The sequence below is a fragment of the Halococcus sp. PRR34 genome, assembly GCF_028617175.1.
Taxonomy (GTDB): Archaea; Halobacteriota; Halobacteria; order Halobacteriales; family Halococcaceae; genus Halococcus; species Halococcus salifodinae.
Genome location: NZ_JAQJDA010000010.1, coordinates 1 through 17,894 on the forward strand (window position 1 = coordinate 1; position 17,894 = coordinate 17,894).

10 protein-coding genes and 2 pseudogenes are annotated in these 17,894 nt (G+C 57.1%); 2 read left to right on the top strand and 10 right to left on the bottom strand.

Features of this window, described 5'->3' with window-relative positions; genetic code table 11:
* From PHA81_RS12695 to PHA81_RS12735, 9 genes and pseudogenes are all read right to left on the bottom strand, one after another.
* A pseudogene (locus PHA81_RS12695) lies at nucleotides 1-1,041 on the bottom strand (ammonium transporter); the annotation flags it as partial.
* Nucleotides 1,042-1,332: 291 nt separating this feature from the next.
* Nucleotides 1,333-1,422, bottom strand: a pseudogene (locus PHA81_RS12700) (IS5/IS1182 family transposase); the annotation flags it as partial.
* A 106-nt stretch (nucleotides 1,423-1,528) separates the two neighbouring features.
* Nucleotides 1,529-2,401: an NAD+ synthase gene (locus PHA81_RS12705; protein WP_273836981.1), complete on the bottom strand. Its 873-nt coding sequence runs from the start codon at nucleotides 2,399-2,401 to the stop codon at nucleotides 1,529-1,531.
* Nucleotides 2,402-3,087: 686 nt separating this feature from the next.
* Nucleotides 3,088-4,407, bottom strand: coding sequence for an MFS transporter (locus tag PHA81_RS12710; RefSeq protein ID WP_273836982.1), 1,320 nt, complete (start codon nucleotides 4,405-4,407; stop codon nucleotides 3,088-3,090).
* Nucleotides 4,404-6,674 carry an assimilatory nitrate reductase NasA gene (gene nasA, locus PHA81_RS12715; RefSeq protein WP_273836983.1) on the bottom strand — a complete coding sequence of 757 codons (2,271 nt, stop codon included), beginning with the start codon at nucleotides 6,672-6,674 and terminating at the stop codon, nucleotides 4,404-4,406. The genes PHA81_RS12710 and nasA overlap by 4 nt, the downstream gene beginning before the upstream one ends.
* A 119-nt stretch (nucleotides 6,675-6,793) precedes the next feature.
* Entirely contained in the window at nucleotides 6,794-8,560 is a 1,767-nt protein-coding gene (locus PHA81_RS12720; RefSeq protein WP_273836984.1) for a ferredoxin--nitrite reductase, read from the bottom strand.
* Between the two features lie 478 nt (nucleotides 8,561-9,038).
* A complete protein-coding gene (locus PHA81_RS12725) occupies nucleotides 9,039-10,190 on the bottom strand; it encodes a phage integrase SAM-like domain-containing protein (RefSeq protein ID WP_273836985.1) in 1,152 nt (383 codons plus the stop codon).
* A 659-nt stretch (nucleotides 10,191-10,849) separates the two neighbouring features.
* Nucleotides 10,850-12,322 (bottom strand): sodium:solute symporter family protein, encoded by a 1,473-nt coding sequence (locus PHA81_RS12730; protein ID WP_273836986.1) that lies wholly within the window; start codon nucleotides 12,320-12,322, stop codon nucleotides 10,850-10,852.
* Nucleotides 12,323-12,494: 172 nt separating this feature from the next.
* Nucleotides 12,495-14,114 (bottom strand): D-aminoacylase, encoded by a 1,620-nt coding sequence (locus PHA81_RS12735; RefSeq protein ID WP_273836987.1) that lies wholly within the window; start codon nucleotides 14,112-14,114, stop codon nucleotides 12,495-12,497.
* A gap of 91 nt (nucleotides 14,115-14,205) precedes the next feature.
* On the opposite strand from PHA81_RS12735, the gene PHA81_RS12740 reads away from it, so the two are divergent.
* Nucleotides 14,206-15,468, top strand: a complete 1,263-nt coding sequence (locus PHA81_RS12740) for a Zn-dependent hydrolase (RefSeq protein ID WP_273836988.1) — start codon at nucleotides 14,206-14,208, stop codon at nucleotides 15,466-15,468.
* A gap of 1 nt (nucleotide 15,469) precedes the next feature.
* The gene (locus PHA81_RS12745) at nucleotides 15,470-16,849 is read left to right on the top strand and encodes an amidohydrolase family protein (protein WP_273836989.1); all 1,380 of its coding nucleotides are present in this window, start codon (nucleotides 15,470-15,472) and stop codon (nucleotides 16,847-16,849) included.
* A 288-nt stretch (nucleotides 16,850-17,137) separates the two neighbouring features.
* On the opposite strand, the gene PHA81_RS12750 is transcribed toward PHA81_RS12745, so the two are convergent.
* Nucleotides 17,138-17,791, bottom strand: a complete 654-nt coding sequence (locus tag PHA81_RS12750) for a hypothetical protein (protein WP_273836990.1) — start codon at nucleotides 17,789-17,791, stop codon at nucleotides 17,138-17,140.
* Nucleotides 17,792-17,894 lie beyond the last annotated feature (103 nt).

Consider the following 17,894-nt stretch of genomic DNA (forward strand, 5'->3'; position numbering starts at 1 on the left):
GTGGACCGGGAACACCGCACAGACGTCGTCGATCCGGAGGCGCTTCTCGACGAACTCGAAGACCAGCGGGAGCTGGATGCCCGCGAGCAGGCCGACGACCAGCGCACCAGGCCAGACGATCGCGTCGGTGATCGAGGTAATCGAGACCAGTCCGGCGAGCATCCCGTTGGCGACGTACAGCGTGTCGACCTTCCGGTTCTTCGCGAACGAGGCCCCGGCGGCCCCGATCGCGCCCGCGGCCATGCCGAGCGTGGTCGTGAGCGCGACCCGACCAACGTAGCTGAACGAGCCGAGTTCGGCCGCACCATCGGTCATCGCGAGCGGCGCGGCCGCGGTGCCGACGTTGAACCCGTACCACCCGAAGCAGAGGATCAGCGTGCCGAGCACCGCGAACGACATCGAGTGGCCGGGGATCACGTTCACCGAGCCGTCGTCGCCGTAGCGCCCGATCCGCGGGCCGAGCACCCACGCCGCCGTCAGGCCCGCGATCCCGCCCATGCCGTGGACGATCATCCCGCCCGCGAAGTCGTGAAAGCCCACGCCGAGGACGTTTGCGAGAAAGCCGCCGGCCCACGTGAAGCCCGTGACGACGGGATAGATGATCGCCGCGAGCAGGATCGTGTAGCCGACGTACGCCCGGAGCTTGCACCGGCCCGCGACCGCGCCGCTCACGATGGTGGCGGCGGTCATCGCGAACACCGCGCCGAACAGCCAGCTCACCCACGCGGCCGAGTCGCCGCTCCAGACCGCGGTCAGGTCGGCGATCGCGGCTCCACTGCCGCTCGTGAACCCGCCGACGACCGACGAGACGCCCGCGCCGACGAAGAAGAACGCCACAACGCCAATCGACCACGTCAGCATGTTCTTCGTGAGCTGGTTGGCGACGTTCTTCGCGCGGACCTGGCCCGCCTCCAACATGGCGAACCCCGCGTGCATGAAGAAGATCAGGAACGTGACCGTGAGCACCCACACGAGGTTGACGCTCTCGACGACCGCTTCCATCCCGCCCGCCTGAAGCGGTACCGTCACCTCCCCAATCATACTCGCACCCCCGCAGTATTGGTGCTATTTTTCTTGCAACCGTCTATCTTTTCGCCGATTTCGGCCATATTCGTCATCAGTCTCACGCTGGAAGTGCAGGTAGTGGGTCTACATAATTGTTGGGTTGATATCCTAAGTTTTCTGGCTCTCTTAGTATTCGTATGGCCAATATGACGTATAATGTTATGTGTATAAGGTCGTTCTTCGTCCACAAAGCGGGGCCTCGGACGGTCGGAATCGGACGCTCGTTGGTTTTGATTCCGGCAGGTGTTGCGTTGGGACGGCGTTCGCGCCCGAGTCGGGCTTGCCCGCTCGCTTCCCCAACGCTTGTTTGGCTACACGCCGTGCTGTCTCAACGAGGTCGAGAAGCGCGACTCCCATAATCGACTTCTCGACCTCGTTTCCTCAAACTCATTACGGAGCAATCCTGTCGCCGTCGTCCATTTTCAATAGAGCAGTTTGAATCCGGGTAAAGTGAATGAAGAGATCAGGTGGATACGCTAGATTGTCGATCTTTGAGCTCAAGCGTCGAGGCCATGGAACGCTTGTGTCGGTTCTCGTAATACCGTGTGATGATATCCTCAACGAACTGTTGGGGGACATCTACCTCGTCGGCAATAGTCGTGGCATCCGCATCTTCATCGACGAACGATCGGAGGATTGGATCGAGTACATCGTATGATGCACCGAGATCAGCTTTGTCAGTCTGGCCGGTCCAAAGGCCCGCAGTCGGCTCTTTGTGGACGATTCGCTGTGGGAGCCCAATGAAATCCGCGAGGGCGTGAACCTCAGTCTTGTAGAACTCACCCAAGGGATACAGATCCGCCGCACCATCCCCGTATTTTGTGAAGTATCCAAGCAGTAGCTCCGATCGATTGCTCGTCCCAAGCACGCGTCGATTGCCGGCATTCGATGCATAGTACGCGCACATCATCCGCATTCGCGCCATCACGTTCCCGATTGATCCTCGATCACCGGCAGGATCGAGCTCAGGCGCGATGTGGTCCTCGAAGAGATCGAGGAGGGGCCGAATCGAAACCGAGTGGTACTCGACGCCAAGACCTTCTGCGATCGTCTGTACGTCGGTAGTGTGTTCATCATCCGTCTTTTTGCAGGGGAGAGAGAGCGCCATCACATTTTCACTGCCGATTGCTTCGACTGCTAATGCTGCGGTTAGGGTCGAATCGATCCCCCCACTCATCGCGACTACCGCGGTATCCTCGACGTTGTCCCGGATGAATGTGACCACCTCGGAACGAACCGCTTGCAATTCAGCAGTGGATGTCAAAAACCCATTTTTCTGCCCGAGATAACTCTGACTAACACTGTGTTCTTCGTCGCTCTCTTTTACCTTGTTCATGCGTTTATCACTACGATATCGGACTAGATACCAGAGTTTAAACGGATTCCGGTTCAGTTGTTCATATTTTTGCCGTCGCTCCTGTGATATGCCAAGATTTTGTTTATATCATCCACTTTCTGACGGATCATCAGCGATCGCCCTCTAACCCCGGCCTGATCCGACCGCTTGGCAACAAGTCATAAACGACCGAAAGAGCTAATATATCAGGGAGAAGTGTGTAGAAGTGAGGTGATCACGACAAAATGGAGGTGTTCAGGCAACGATTTAGACGATAGGACAACTATTGTTGACCAACGCGAAGGGTTAGAGTTGGCCCTGAGCCACCATGTGTCCTCGTGGTGAGATTTTGGCACATCAACTCATTCTAAATGGAAGTTAGAGTTGGCTTCCACCAGCATCGTCTGTCATGGATCCGTGGAGAATCCTGTCAATCAACTCTTTCCGGGTAAATGTTCGTAGCATTCAGTTGTTTCTTTGACGGTCTAAGTAGAGGTCAGCTGGGCCGATCCCTCATTCATAACCATCTGTACTGAAGTCGGGCAGGTAGATTGCTCATGCACGACTGGGTGCGAAATCAACATCGGCAGTGTGAACTTCATAGATCGCTATGCATGACGAATCTTGCTAGCCGACCTCTGGAACCACCCCAACGAAAATCGGCTCGGCGGCTCACAGCTCCATTGTCAGTCGTCGTCAGGAGATATTCCAGCATCGGACCCCTGCGTCAGGAATCCGTCGAGATGTGCGCGGCGAGCTATCTGCGGACGGTAAACCCACGCATTGAGCAACACGATCGGAACCATCGAAACCGCTACGACCGCGTAGCCGATGTGGAGGCTTCCGAAGAGCGTCGACGAGTACACCAGTGGGTAGACGATCCCCCCAATGGTCCCGATCCCGCCGACCACGCCCGCCACCGCGCCCGAACTGTCGGGAAACATCGCCGGAACTTGGGCGAAGATTGCCCCCTCGGCAAAGGCACAGCTCATCCCAACGAGAAAGCCTGTCCCAACTGCCACGAGGACCTGCCCGGATAAGCCAGCGAGTGTCATCGTGAGCATTGCCACGACGATGAACATGAGCGAGACGAACGTCCACTGCTCGCGGTACCGTCCCGTAAACACGGGCAAAATATCCCGTTCGTGCCTGGCCAGTAGGTCGCTGACGTAGCCACCGATCGGCCGCAGAAGGCCCGCTGCGACCGAGAACGTCGCCGCGAACGTGCTCGCAAGTACGAGGTTGCTCGTGTCGAACGCTTCGCGATAGTACGTCGCAAGCCAGCCGTTCATCGAGAGTTCGAGCCCGAAGCTCATGATATACGCGAGGGCGAGTACCACAGTTCCGTACCGGGTCGCGGTGTGAACCCAGTCCTCGAAACTCGCGCTGTTCTCGGTTGCCCGGCGTTTCGCTTCGCTTTTGGCTGCCTCGCCCAATACGTAGTACGCGATCGCAAGCCCGATCGAGACAATCCCGGTGTAGAAGAACGCAGCCCGCCAGTTTGTCTCAAACAGTGGTCCGCTCCAGTTCGTCGGGAACACCCGAGGGAGGATCAGCGCGCCACCCGCAGCCCCAGCATTGCCGATGCCTGCATAGATCCCTTCGGCGGTCCCCAGTTGATCCGCTTCGAACCACTCCGAAACGTGCTGGATCCCAATGACGAACGTGATGCCCGCGGTGGCAACAATCAGCCGTTCAATGAAGAACACGGTGTAGTTCTGGGCGAACGCACTCGCCATCGAGAACACGCCGACGTAAGCGAGGACGATCGCGAAGACGGTGGGCGCGCCATACTTATCCGAGAGCCACCCGGTCAGGATCCGGCCGAACGGGGCAAGCCAGATTGCCGCACTTGCGAGAATCCCGATTTCTCCGAGCGAGAGGCCGAACTCATCGGCCATCGGCCCGGTGAATGGCGCGAACGAAAACCAGATCAGAAACGAGAAATTGAACCCGATCGTGGCAAGCACGAGCGTCCGCCACTTGGTCATTCGGATCAGGCTCATTGGCGAATCTCCGCGAGGCGGTCAACAGACGTGGACCGCTCGCTTTCGGCCTCATTCGCGTGCTCCGTCTCGCCTCCGGCCTCACGGTCCGCATGGGGAGCAGTGAGGCGCACTGCACACTGTTTGTAGTTCGGTTCATCCGATTCGGGATCGGTCGCGGCGATGGTCAGGTGATTCGTCATTGGGTGATGGATCGGCAGCCAGACCATTCCAGTGGGAATAGTTTCATCTGGTTCGACGCACGCCGACACCGACGCGCGCCGTGATTCGATGGTCGTACTGGTCGTTTGTGAGTCGTCCTCGGTACGAAGCGCTTCCTCGTGGTCCGCGAGTGTTTCCGGGTTGATGCGCGCAATGAGTGCCTCCGCTTGATCAGGCGAGGTTCGCGTCCGTACACCCGTATTGTAACCACCAGATTCGCGCGCAGTAGTGAGCGTCAACGGATACTCCTGGTTCGGTGGCTCGGGAACGTCGTCGTGTCGTCCGGTCGAGAAGCGTGCCCGGCCAGATGGCGTCGGAAATGTCCATGCCGACTCGTTGGCCCCCCTCGGTCCGTTACCAGTCGTTGTCGATTCGTCACCAGAGTGGGTCAACGTGTGCCCGTCAGCAACGGCCGGTGGAACATCAGCACCGTCGGGATCGTAGTACCGATAGCCGCCCGCTGATTCTTCGTTCGGTGCGGGCCAGCGAATCGCGCTCTCGTGATCGAGGCGGTCGTAGGTGATGCCAGAGCAGTCGGCGTCGGTGCCAGCGGTCAGTGCGGCGAACTCTGCGAAGACGCTTTCGGGATCGTGGACGTCGAACAGCTCCGGGACGAGCCGATCCGCAAGCGTGGCGATAATTCCGAGATCGCTTCTGACCCCCGAGGGGGTATCAGTCGCGGGGCGGACCCGCGAGACGGTTCGCTCCATGTTCATCGCAGTCCCGTCGGATTCGCCCCACGTCGCCGCCGGGAGCACGACATCAGCCATCTCGACGGTTTCGCTCCAAAACGCGTCTTGGACTACTAGAAACGTCTCGTCGAGTCGTTCACTGGCTGCTGTCGCGTCGGGAAGTCCCGCAACCGGGTTAGTCGCCACGGCCCAGAGGGCCTCGATCGGTCCGTCATCAATCGCCTCGACGATACCGACCGGACCGGGGCCGGTACCGTCAGGCAATCGATCGACGGGAATTCCCCATGCCTCTGCGATAGCGCTCCGCTCATTCGGATCGGCGAACGAGCGGTGTCCAGGCCACGTTCCCTTCGAAGAGCACACGCGAGTGCCCATCGAGTTTGCCTGTCCGGTCAGTGAGAATGGCCCGGAACCTGGCCGCAGGTTCCCGGTCGCAAGGCAAAGGTCAATAAGCGCTCCTGCTGTAGCCGTTCCCTGAGTGCTCTGGTTGATGCCCATTCCCCAGTACAACAGTGTCGGATCGGCGAGCGCATCCGTGAGCGCGTCGACCATTTCGAGGGGAACGCCAGCGGTTGTAGCCGCTTGATCGGCTGCTGGCAGATCTTTGGAAAGGCTTTCGAAGCCAACGGTAGCGTGTTCAATGAAGTCTATATCGACGAGATCACGATCGATGACTCTCGCGAGGACGGCCCGTGCGAGCGCCAGATCGCCTCCTGGGTTCGGTCGGACGTGTGTGGCCGCCTGCTCGGCGGTCATCGTTTCGACGGGATCGACCACCACGAGTTGGCTGTCCGGTGCCTGCGCGCTTTCGTGGATCCATCGGAACATCACCGGGTGGGCGACTGCAGGGTTCGCCCCCCACACGAGATGGGTACGGGCGTTGGGAATGTCGTCGTAGGTACAGGGAGGCGCGTCGCTGCCGAAGGCGTCGTAGTAGGCGGTGACCGCACTCGCCATGCAGAGGGTGGTGTTGGCGTCGTAATAGCGGGTGCCGAAGCCACCACGCGCGAGTTTGCCGAGCGCGTACGCCGCCTCGTTGGTCTGTTGCCCGCTGCCGAGGACTCCGATCCCGATCCCGTTACCGTCCGGGTTGCGCTCTAGTACGTCCTCAAATGCCGTGACCACACGACCGAGCGCGACATCCCACGTCGTCGGCAGTAACTCTCCCTCTTTTCTGACGAGCGGCTGTGTTAACCACTTACCGTCGGGATCGCCACTCTCACGGATGCCGCGTGGACATGCTAACCCCTTGCTGACGGGATGAGAGACATCACCTCGAACTGAGGCGATACCATAGCCGACATCGACGCCCTCGTGGATATGGCCACAGCCGACTGCGCATCGCATGCAGGTGGTCTGTACTGGCTCACCCATCGATCGAGTCATCCCTCCCCGATCGTAGCTTACGCGCGGTCTGGTCGGTTAGTCCCAGCACAAGCTCTGGTGCGACATCCATCGGCGCTTGTGGGACAGCGTCGACGGACAGTTCGTTATCAGTCATCGCTCGGAAGGGGAGTTCCGTCGGCGGTGGTCGGAGCCGGACTCTCACCGTCGTCGAACGGATACCACGACTGTTTCGCGTCAGTCAAACAGGGATCGTCGTAGGTGGTCTCCTCGGGTTCGGCCAGCTCGATGATCGTTTCGTGGCCGGTCGCCTCAACCCACTCGTGAAAGGTTTGTCCGTCCTCTCGAAGGGCAGCAAACGCTTCGAGGAGGTTCTGTATCATCCCCGGCACCTCGTCGGCTGGCACCCGTTGGCGTACCCACTCGATGAATTCGGGTTTGGTGCCGATCCCGCCACCGACGCCGACATCCATCGCCTCGACCATCTCGCCGTCCTTCCGGGCGCGCATGCCCTGAAGCCCGATGTCGGCGGTCAGCGCCTGTCCACAGTCGGCGGTACAGCCCGAAAAGTGGAGTTTGAGCTGTGTGAGGTCCTGGGGTAGCTCGATGTTGGCACGGAACCAGCGGAGCATCACTGCCAGACGAACCTTGGTTTCGGTTAACGCAAGCGAACAGAACTCGGTCCCGGTACAGGCCATCGCTCCGCGCGTGAACAGCCCCGGATCGGGAGTGTGGGTTTCGAGGAGTGGCTCGGCAAGCAGATCGTCAAGGTTCTCCTCGGGAACATCCATGAGCAGCGGGTTCTGCCGGCGAGTGAGTCGGACTTCGCCGCTTCCGTACTCGTCGGCGAGATCGGCAAGTCCGATCGCTTCGTCGGCGGGGACTCGCCCGACGGGCGTACTCAGTCCAACGTAGTACTGACCGTCTGCCTGTCCGTGAACGCCGATATGATCGTGCTTGCCCTGTCCATTGGATGCCCCGGCGTTGTAGGTGTACCCGTCCCGAAGATTCGTCCCTGCGGGTTCGAGAGCGAAGTCGGTCTTCTCGACCAGCGCCTCACGGATGTCATCGGTTCCCCAGTCGTCGACGAAGAATCTAGCGCGGTTTTTGTTCCGGTTCTCACGGTTACCCTCCGCGTGGTAGAGTTCCACGAACGCCCGCACGATGTCATACGCACGGTCAGGCTGAACGAAGACGTCCAGTGAACGCGCCCGCCGTGGCTCGCGGCCACCGAGCCCACCGCCGGCACGGAGGTTGAACCCCCTAACCGACTCGCCGTTGACCAGCCTTCGGGCGGGTTCGAGCGCCACGTCGTTGATCGAATCCTGGGCACACCCCTCTCGACACCCCGTCACGGAGATGTTGAACTTCCGGGGCATGCTCGCAAGCGCATTATCCCCCCGCAGGTTCTCCTGAATATGGTCGAGTAGCGGTCGCGTCTCGACGTATTCGTGGGCATCCTTGCCGGCGACTGGACAGCCCGAGATGTTGCGCATCGTATCGCCACCTGAGGACCGAGTGGAAACCCCGACGGATTCCAACTTCTCCCAGATCGCAGGAACATCTTCGAGCTTGATCCAGTGAAGCTGAACAGACTGACGCGTCGTGAAGTCGATCCAGCCGTTCCCGAACTCCGGATTATCGACCGGTCCAGTCGCATACTCGCGGGCCACCTCGCCGATGGCCCGGAGTTGGTCCGGCTCCAAGATGCCCCCACAGTTGGTCAGGCGCATCATGAAATAGCTCTCCTGTCCCGATCGCTGATGGAAGACCCCCCAGAATTTGAACCGCGAGAACCACTTCTCGCGTTCGTCTTCGGGAATTGACTCCCATCCGGAGTTGGCAAACTCGATCAGCCTCTCACGAACCTCGTCGCCATAGAGGCCGTCTTTCCAGTCTTCCTTTTTGTTACTCATGATCGACACCCCTCCATTTTATCTCTAGGCATTTTTCGCCGAGAGACTGTTCATGCGTCTCGGTTTTCACGGATGAGGTTAGCACAACCAATATATGTAAATCCCCCCATTTAGGTTATAATATTCGATCCCCGATAACGTCTATACTGTCAGTTTAATATTGAGTATCTTGTGTACAAGGTCATAATATGTTATTGTCTTTGATGGTGGATGAAGCTGTGGCAGCGGATTCGTACGTGCATCGAGTTGCAATTGGCGCGAAAAACAGGTGTTTTCCATATAGATATGAAAACCTCTGTTTTTCATATACTGACTCGCGGTACGATTAGAGTGTCCGACCACACCATGCAGATTACCGCCTACGTCCGCGTCTCGATGACTGCCCATAATGCTACGAGTGAGTCCGACTCGCCGTGGGGTGAGAAGCTCCCGCAGCCGGGGTGGGGCCGCTGTCGACTAACGGTTATGAATGTAAATCTCACTCTCGCTCGCTATCGATCGTACTCGGGTGATCTGCTTCCTCGAAGGCGGTGGTCATCTGATCAGCGAGCTCGCCGGCTTCGATATGCGAGTAGTGCTCGCGAACGACCTCTTCGGAGTTGTCGAGAGCTCGGGCGGCCGCCGCGTGTCCTGAAGTCCGTACAAGCACTTCACCAGCACCGCGGCGAGCGCCATGGGGCATCAGATAGTCGTGGTCGTCACTGAGTTCGATACCTACCTCATCACAGAGCCGCTTGAGGACGTGTCGCCCTGCGCCAGTCGTCATCGACGGTGGTTTGATACCGAACTCGGTGCAAATCTCGATCTGCGAGCGGTCCGTGTGCATCTCCTCGATTTCGGGTTCAGTGTACCCACGGGCGGTTAGCTCATCGGTCAAACACTCCGAGAGCGTCGGGCGATGAAACGAGGGAAACACCGGCCAGTTCTCGCTCGGCGCGTCGAGGATCTTCTCGTATATCTGTAGCGGATGGAGTACCGGCTCGGGGAGCCCCCGATCGTCGAGACGCTGTTTTTTGGCAAACACTGTCGCATAACGGTCTCCGAGGTAGGTGTCCTCCCAGTAGAGCCCTTGGCGACGCTCGTCGTTCCGATCACGGAGGACCTCCGCGCCCCGCACTCCGGAATACGACAGAAGATACACCAACGCGCGGTCGCGGCAGGCTTTGATCGCCGCCTCTCGGTTTTCACCGATCTCATCGATCGCGGTGCTGGCCTGCTCGTCGACGAACGTGGTGAGCTGTTGGCGATCCTTGTCGGACCACGCTTGCTGGTCGCCGCTCGTGTGACCGCCGTCGTCGGGGATGGGCTCGGTGGCGTTGCGGCGCTGGGCGACGTTCTCGGGGAGATGGCCTTCACGAACTCCCCAGCCACAGAACGCCGAGACGTACGCGTAGTACGTGCGTACTGTGCCCGCGGTCCAGCCCTGGCGGGTGAGATAGCGCGCGTACTCGCGGAGGTGGCCTGAATCCAGTTCCTCGAACGTCGTCACGACGTCCTCGTGATCAGCGAGGAAGTCGACGAACCGACCGAGCTCTCGACCCGCATCCTGGCGGTAGTTCCCGCTCTCACCGCGCTGGCCCTTGCCCTTGTCTGTCAGGAAGTCCTCGATGACGGCGTCGATCCGCACCACGCTACGAGCCTCCGTCACGTTTGGTTGCTTGATCGCTAGTCTCAGGCCGAGTAACCGTGGTTCTGGGTCGTCGCATCTGGTGTGCTGTGGCAGAGGGCGGGGTGGTCTGTAAAAGTACTCGTCCTTATTCGATTAAGCACGAGTAACGGGACAGCCCGCTAATTCCGTCAATTACAGCAGCTTCAGGCACTCAATCCTCAACATTTGGTCTCATACACTTCATGCAGGTTTATCATTTTCTGAGCGAAGTTCGTCTACGAAAGCAGCGATGGCTTCATCGATGATACCTCCCTGCAGGCGGCCTTGCCAGAAGTCGATATCCTCTCGATCAAGTGACTGAACCCCCTACGGGACGATTCGGCTCTCATCAGGCACTCCACCATGAAGCCCCCGTCTGGAATGCCGATCAGGCCGTCCAACCAGGATTTTGTCGTGAGCGTCACCGCGATGTACTGCTCGCCGTGAAACGAGCGACCCTCGTGATTCGAGAGGATCAGCCAGGGACGGGCGTCTTCCTCGCCCTTGAACGTCTCGATGACGACTGGGCACTCAGAAGTCGACTAGCTGGATTCGTCATGTACAGCTATCTGCGGAAATTAGATCGCTGATATGAATTCGAGTCTGTATATGACAGGAGAAAGTTACTTGTCTGACTTCAACTAATCATCCGACCCGGTCTCCACCATCGAATCCTCGAATAGCTTGCCGACAATGGCGGGCTCGGCATCGTCGGGAAACAGGTAACTCCCACCGATGAAACAAATGAGGCTCAAAAGCAGCCCCGGAATCACGGGCTCCTGCCACGCCCCGAATGAGATCATACCGAGCGCCTCCAGTCCTACCACAGCACTTCCAGCGGCAATCGCGAGGAATGACCCGACGCTGCTCCCTCCGTCCCAGTAGTGACTCCCGATATAGGGAATGAAGATACCTGCTGCCCGGAACGAGAACGAAAACAACAGCAGATCAATAATCACCGACACGTTGTAGATCGCGACGACAATCGCGATCACGCCGATGACAGCTGTGACAATCTTAGTGAGGCGACCCAGTTTCTCGGGCGAAGCGTCCGGGTTGATATATTCCTCGTAGAAGTCGTTGACCACGATCGTGGAGGCTGCTACAAGATCCGAGTCGGCACTCGACATTGTTGCGGAGACGAGTGCCCCAAAGAGAACTCCGAGCAAGAGGTCAGGTAACACGACCGAAGCAAAGCCTGGTAGGACATAGCGCGAACCGTATTCAGCCACGAAGGGGATCGTGTTGCCCTGCTGTTGGTAGGTCAGCGTCGCGAGACCTAATATCGCGGGAACGAACGCGAACAGTGCGTACGTAATTGCCGCGCCAAACGAACCCCACTTCGCGGCCTTGTCGGATTCCGCGGCGAAGTACCGCTGGATGTACTCCTGACCGACGCTGAAACTGGTAATATAAACTACTGTGAGGCTGATGATCTGTCGCCAACCGATTCCTTGAGTCAGGCTGAATCGCCACGGCTCAAGTTCGGTTGTCATCGTGTTCCATCCACCGACTGCGTTAAGCGCGAACGGGACGGTAAGAACGACTCCCCCAATGACAAATATCCACTGAGCTAGATCAGTCAGCGTTACGCTCCAGAGTCCACCGACGACCGAGTAGCCGACCGCGATAGTCCCCATAAGAATCACCGCGATCTGGTAGTCGATCCCGACGATGATCGAGAGGACGATTCCCGAGGCAACGATCTGTACCGCTGTGAGGCCGATCATCGGCAAAAGGAGGACAAACGCCGTCAGGAGGTGGTTACCTGTCCCATAGCGACGTTTGAAAAACTCGGAGACGGTCGTTGTCAACGTCGACCGCAACCGGGGCGCAATAAACGCCAGCACGATGAACGCAACTGCCATCGTAAGTACATACCAACCGGCTGAGAGTCCCCAGTCATTGAACGACTGCTGGGCGACACCGAGAGAGCTTCCACCGCCAATTTCCGTCGCTGCGACTGTCCCAGCGATGAATATCGGCCCGAGTCGCTTCCCAGCGAGCATGAAGTCTTCATCAGTTTCGACATACCTTGATGCGTAGAGCCCGATTCCGAGTATCATCATGATGTAGAGGGCAACGATTGCGACTACTGTGTTCGACAGTGCCATACCTGCACTGAATTCACGTGGTGCTATTTTTTCTTCCACCTCCCATGGAAGGGGCCAAGACCAACACAGATACGATTGGATATCGTCAGACAAGCAGCTTCTGGGAAGAAACACCTTACTACATACTACCAAGAACACCCACTGACGTCTGCAAATTCAAATTTCGGTGAAGTCAGGCTCGATAGTCGCGCCGGACATTACCATTCCACTCCTCGAACGATCGAAGAACTCGACCGGGACGAGCGCCGGTCAGTTCGCCATCTTCGACGACAACTTGTCCGTTGACTAGAACAAATTGCATCCCAAGAGAGAGTTGCAACGGACTCTCGTACGTCGCGCGCTCGCGTACTTTTCTGGGATCGAAAACAACGAGGTCAGCGACATATCCTTCTTCGACGCGTCCTCGATCCGGCAACCCTAGGATATCGGCTGGGTGACCCGCCATCTTATTCACTGCCCGATCAAGCGGGAGCACTTCACGCTCACGGACATATCGCTCGATGAGGCGCGAGAACGTGCCGATTGCTCGTGGATGAGGCTTGCCGCCGAAGATACCATCTGAGCAGATGGTACCGCGGCTATCGGATAGAAACCGCTCTATGTCCTCCTCAGCCATCACGAAATCGGCCATTGTCACATCGAGTGTTTCGTCTACCAGTAAGTCACACATCGCATCGACTGGCGTCACGTCCCACGTGTCTGCGAGGTCGGCAATTGTCTTGCCTTCGTGATCCCCACTTCTGGTACGGGTGAGCAAGATATTGTCCCATGTTCCTGCTGCACGCGCTAGGTTATCCCACTCTCCTTCTACAGATTCGATATCGGTACGGATCCGGTCGCGCACTAACTCGTCGCAGAGACGATCGAGCATCTGATCGCTATCGCCTGTACGGGCCCATGGTGGAAGAAGTGCAGTAAGCATAGTCGATCCAGCTGTGTAGGGGTATTGATCGAAACTAACCGTCGTCCCGCGTTCAGTTGCCGCGTCAAACGTCGCGACGATCTGCTCGGAGGCACCCCAGTTGGACTCACCACCTACTTTTAGATGTGAGACATGGGGCTGACAGCCAGCCTGCTCACAGATGTCGATGTACCGTTCGATCGAGTCGACCACATGGTCCGTTTCGTTCCAGACGTGCGAAACCATCAATGTGTCATGGTCGGCAAGGACTTCCCCAAGCGCGACGAATTCAGGATCGCGACCATAGGAACTCGGAGGGTAGATCATACCCTTCGACATGGCGAACGCTCCGTTTTCGATGGTCTTGTGCAGGTGGTCGCGCACGTCGGCGAGTTCATCCCCGTTAAGTGCGCGGTCATCAAAGTCGGCAACGTGCGAACGGATGTTGCCGTGGGGAGCGTAATATGCGCAGTTGACGCCGGTCTCAATGGAGTCGAGCGAGTCAAGGAACTCAGCGACCGTGTTCCATTCCCACTCGTCCTTCTGTCCGAGCAATGACTCAACGCGTTTCGCCCACGCGTCCTCGTGACGCTCGGGAACTGGTGCGACGCTAACGCCGTCCTGTCCCATCACCTCAAGCGTGACGCCCTGTGTCAGCTTCTCAGCGGCGTCCGGGTGGTCAAACAGGCGAAGTTCGGAGTGTGCGTGCATATCGACAAAGCCTGGTGCCAAACAGGCCCCTTCAAGATCCACCTGCCGATCCGCGCCTGCGGGAGTGTCATCGATGTGATGGATGCGACCGTCCGCTACTTGGACGTGTGCTTTGAACGGATCGCCGCAACTCCCATCGAGGACAGTTGCATTCAGGAATTCAATTGATTCGGCTACCATAGAAAGTGGACTGGGGTTGACCGAACTAAACCCATATCCTCCCATGGGAGGTAGGGAAGTAAAATACGAAACAGAAGTATGAAAGCTACCGATGACAGAAACGTATACTGAGTCCAATCGGACAGAGGTGCGGATCAATAGCGAGCGACTACGTCGTCGGTTCGACGAGTTCAACGAGATCGCTGCAACCGAAAAAGAGGGAGTGAACCGCCCATCACTCTCGGACGCAAACCGCGAGGCCCGCGACCAGTTGGTTGAGTGGTTTGAGAAAGTTGGCCTCGAAACCACGATAGATGAGATGGGGAATATCTTTGGACGACGAAAGGGCCAGAATAACGACCTCGCACCGGTCCTCGTCGGCTCACACGTCGATAGCCAGTATTTCGGTGGGCGGTTCGACGGTGTCATTGGGGTCCTTGGTGGACTTGAGGTAGTTGAGACGCTTGTTAACGCCGGGATCAAAACAGAGCGGCCGATAGAGGTAGTTTCTTGGAGTAACGAAGAGGGGGTTCGGTTCCAGCCGGATATGCTAGGAAGCGGCGTATTCTGTGACAGGTTCGACTTGGAATACGCCTACGGGCGCTGCGACAAGGATGGAAAAACCTTCGGCGAAGAACTGGAACGCATCAACTACCGTGGTGACGCTCCTTGCGAACCACGTGATCTTCACAGGTACTTCGAACTACACGTGGAACAGGGACCGTACCTCAACGAGGAGGAGATCAGTGTCGGCGTGGTCGAAGGTGTGTACGGTTTTTCGTGGATGAATGTCTCTTTCGAGGGACAGGCTGATCACGCTGGTCCGACGCCAATGCACCTTCGAAACGATACATTAGTAGCGATGAGCAACGTTGTCGAATCGGTTCGGCAGATAACGGCTACCACAGGAACTGACCTAGTGGGGACAGTCGGATCGGTGGATGTCTCACCTAACTCCATTAATGTCATCCCAGAATCAGTTGAGTTCACCATCGACTTCCGATCGTACGATAATGAGACCGTCCAAACAGCTGTTGATCACATCCAGAATGAGATACAATGGGCTGGGGAGCGTGAGGGGGTTGAGTGGGACGTTGAAGAAATAATGCGTGTCGACGCTGAACCGTTCGATGACACTTGCATCGAGACGGTCAAGCGAGCAGCCGAACACACTAATGTAGAGTACATACAGATGGTGAGTGGTGCCGGCCACGACGCCAACTATCTCAACACGATTTGTCCGACGAGCATGGTTTTCGTTCCCAGCGTTGGCGGAGTTAGTCACACTGAGGACGAGTACACAGAATGGGAGGACGTCGTCGCTGGTACCGACGTCTTGCTCCATGCTGTGCTTCAAGAGTCAGACGGGAGATAGCATGTCAAACGAAGCCAAAACCATCATCTCCGGTGGCACCTGCGTTACAACCAGCGGAACGTACGAAGCCGATGTCATAATTGACGGCGAAACAATCGTCGCCCTTGGGGACGGGACAGCATTTGATGCCGACGAACGCATTGATGCGTCGGGTCTGTTAGTGATGCCAGGATTCGTCGATCCACACGTCCATATTGATGATTCGGCCTCAATCGACAGTTATGCGACGGCGACGGCCGCGGCCGCCCTCGGTGGTGTAACTACCATCCTCGATTTCGCATGGCAAACCGAGAATAACGACCTGAAAAACGAGCCTCGTCCATTGATGGAGGGAATCGCTCGAAAGAACGAGAAGGCTAGTGAAATGGGTGCGTACGTCGACTACGGTCTCCATGGTGGTTTAACCGTTGAGGACTCCGACGTTATAGAGGAACTTGGGAGCGCCGTCGAGGCGGGCGTTACCTCGTTCAAGATGTTCACAGCTTATGACTTCGGTGTCTCGAATGGATTCATTCGCCGTGCGCTTGATCGCATTGCCGACCTCGACGCAGTTGGCGTTTTCCACGCTGAGGACGACGACATTTGTCAAGATCTCGTCAGTGAATTCCGTGATCAAGGAAACACGAATCCGACCTGGTACCCCAAATCACGTCCAGATTATGCCGAAGCGATGGCCGTCGACGATATTCTCAGATTGGCCACAGAGACTGGTGCGAAGTACTACGGCGTACATACGTCGTGTCGGAAATCGGCTGAAACCGTCGCTGACTACATCGGAGACGGGAGCCAAGTCCGTGCGGAAACGTGCACCCACTACACCACACTTGACAATTCGGTATATAAACGCCAAGGGAATCTTCCGCTCATTGCACCCCCGATCCGTCGCCCTGATGACGTTGAAGCGGTATTGGAACACCTCCAAGCAGGCGTATTGAGCGTGGTATCGACTGATCACGCTCCGCATTACCGAGAAGACAAACAGACGGAGTGGTGGAACAGTCCGTATGGTGCCGGGAGTCTCCAAGTAAGCGTGCCGATTTTTCACGATACCGCCGTGAAAGAAGGGGACTTTTCTCATCAGGATCTAGTCAAACTGATGAGCGCGAATCCAGCACGAACGTTCGGTATGTCTGAAAAAGGATCGTTGAATCCCGGTACTGATGCCGATGTCGTCCTGTTCAACCCTAGTGAATCTTGTATTATTACCGAGCAGAACGACGCCTCAAAGCAGGATTTCTCTCTGTACGAGGGGCGAGAGGTGACTGGACGAGTCGAAAAGACATTCGTGCGAGGCGAGATGATCGTTGATGACGGGGAACTTGTCGGAACTGCTGATCACGGTGTATTTGTTGAACGCGAGTGTCCAGACTGGTCGAGATGACGAGTTCCCGGACACCTGTAAGTCATTCTAATCATCTCGTCCTGTACCCATTTAACGTAGGATTCTGCACCACCGCTAGACCGCTCTTATCAACGATCTTCTCCAGTCGTTGATCCCGTCGAAACTCCATTTCATGGACGTGTTAACTGCTTCGCCGTCCACATTCCTCGCCACGCCGAGTGGGAGTTTCAATTGTTGAGATCACCTCTTATTACCTGGTTTCTCTTCATTGGCAGGCACCTTTGAGTAGACGATCGAAGTGGTTGCTGTTATCTTCGGCTAAGATGGCTAGGCCCACCAGTTCTTCACAAACGCTTTACTGTCGATGATGACTGGTGTGACATATTTCAGAAGAACTACTCCTAGAATAATACCAGGAACGCTGTTGCCAATCATCCATCCAAGCCAAACAACAGGGAAGGCTTCAGCAGTAATGAGACCGAATGCAAGCAATACGCTGGTTCCCCAGAGAGATCCGAGGAGGTTTGCAAGGAGAACGCCGATACCGATAAATAGAATCCAATCACGACGCTCGCGCAACGCGGGATGACCATTGAATTGCTTCAGAGCAACTGCGGCGAGCGCAGTCTGTACAAGGTTACCAGGGATATAGGCGATTGAGACCGGTATTGGCGCGGATCCACTGATAGTGTTTGATATCACCGGAAACAGGGTTCCAGCAATAATCCCCCATGCACCGAACCAAACGGCTCCGACCGACTGTATAGCCTGTCCCGGCCAGAACGCTGATGTGAATCCGATCGGGACAGCCAAACTACCGAACGTTCCGACAACGATACCAATACCAATGAAAAGGGCCGTCATAATGACATGCACAGGCCCTGATTCTCGACTTTCGCCTTCCTGTACCTCCCACACGCTCTTACCAGCAGGCTCTGACCTACTGGATTCGTCCGAAGCAGCCTCTGTTTTAGTTGCCATGGTATCAACCCATATGGTAATAGATAACGATCCAGAGTATGTTATTAAAGGCACGGCCTCTTATGGGAGGGGTGGTGAGGAGTACGCGGGTGAAGTGCTGGCA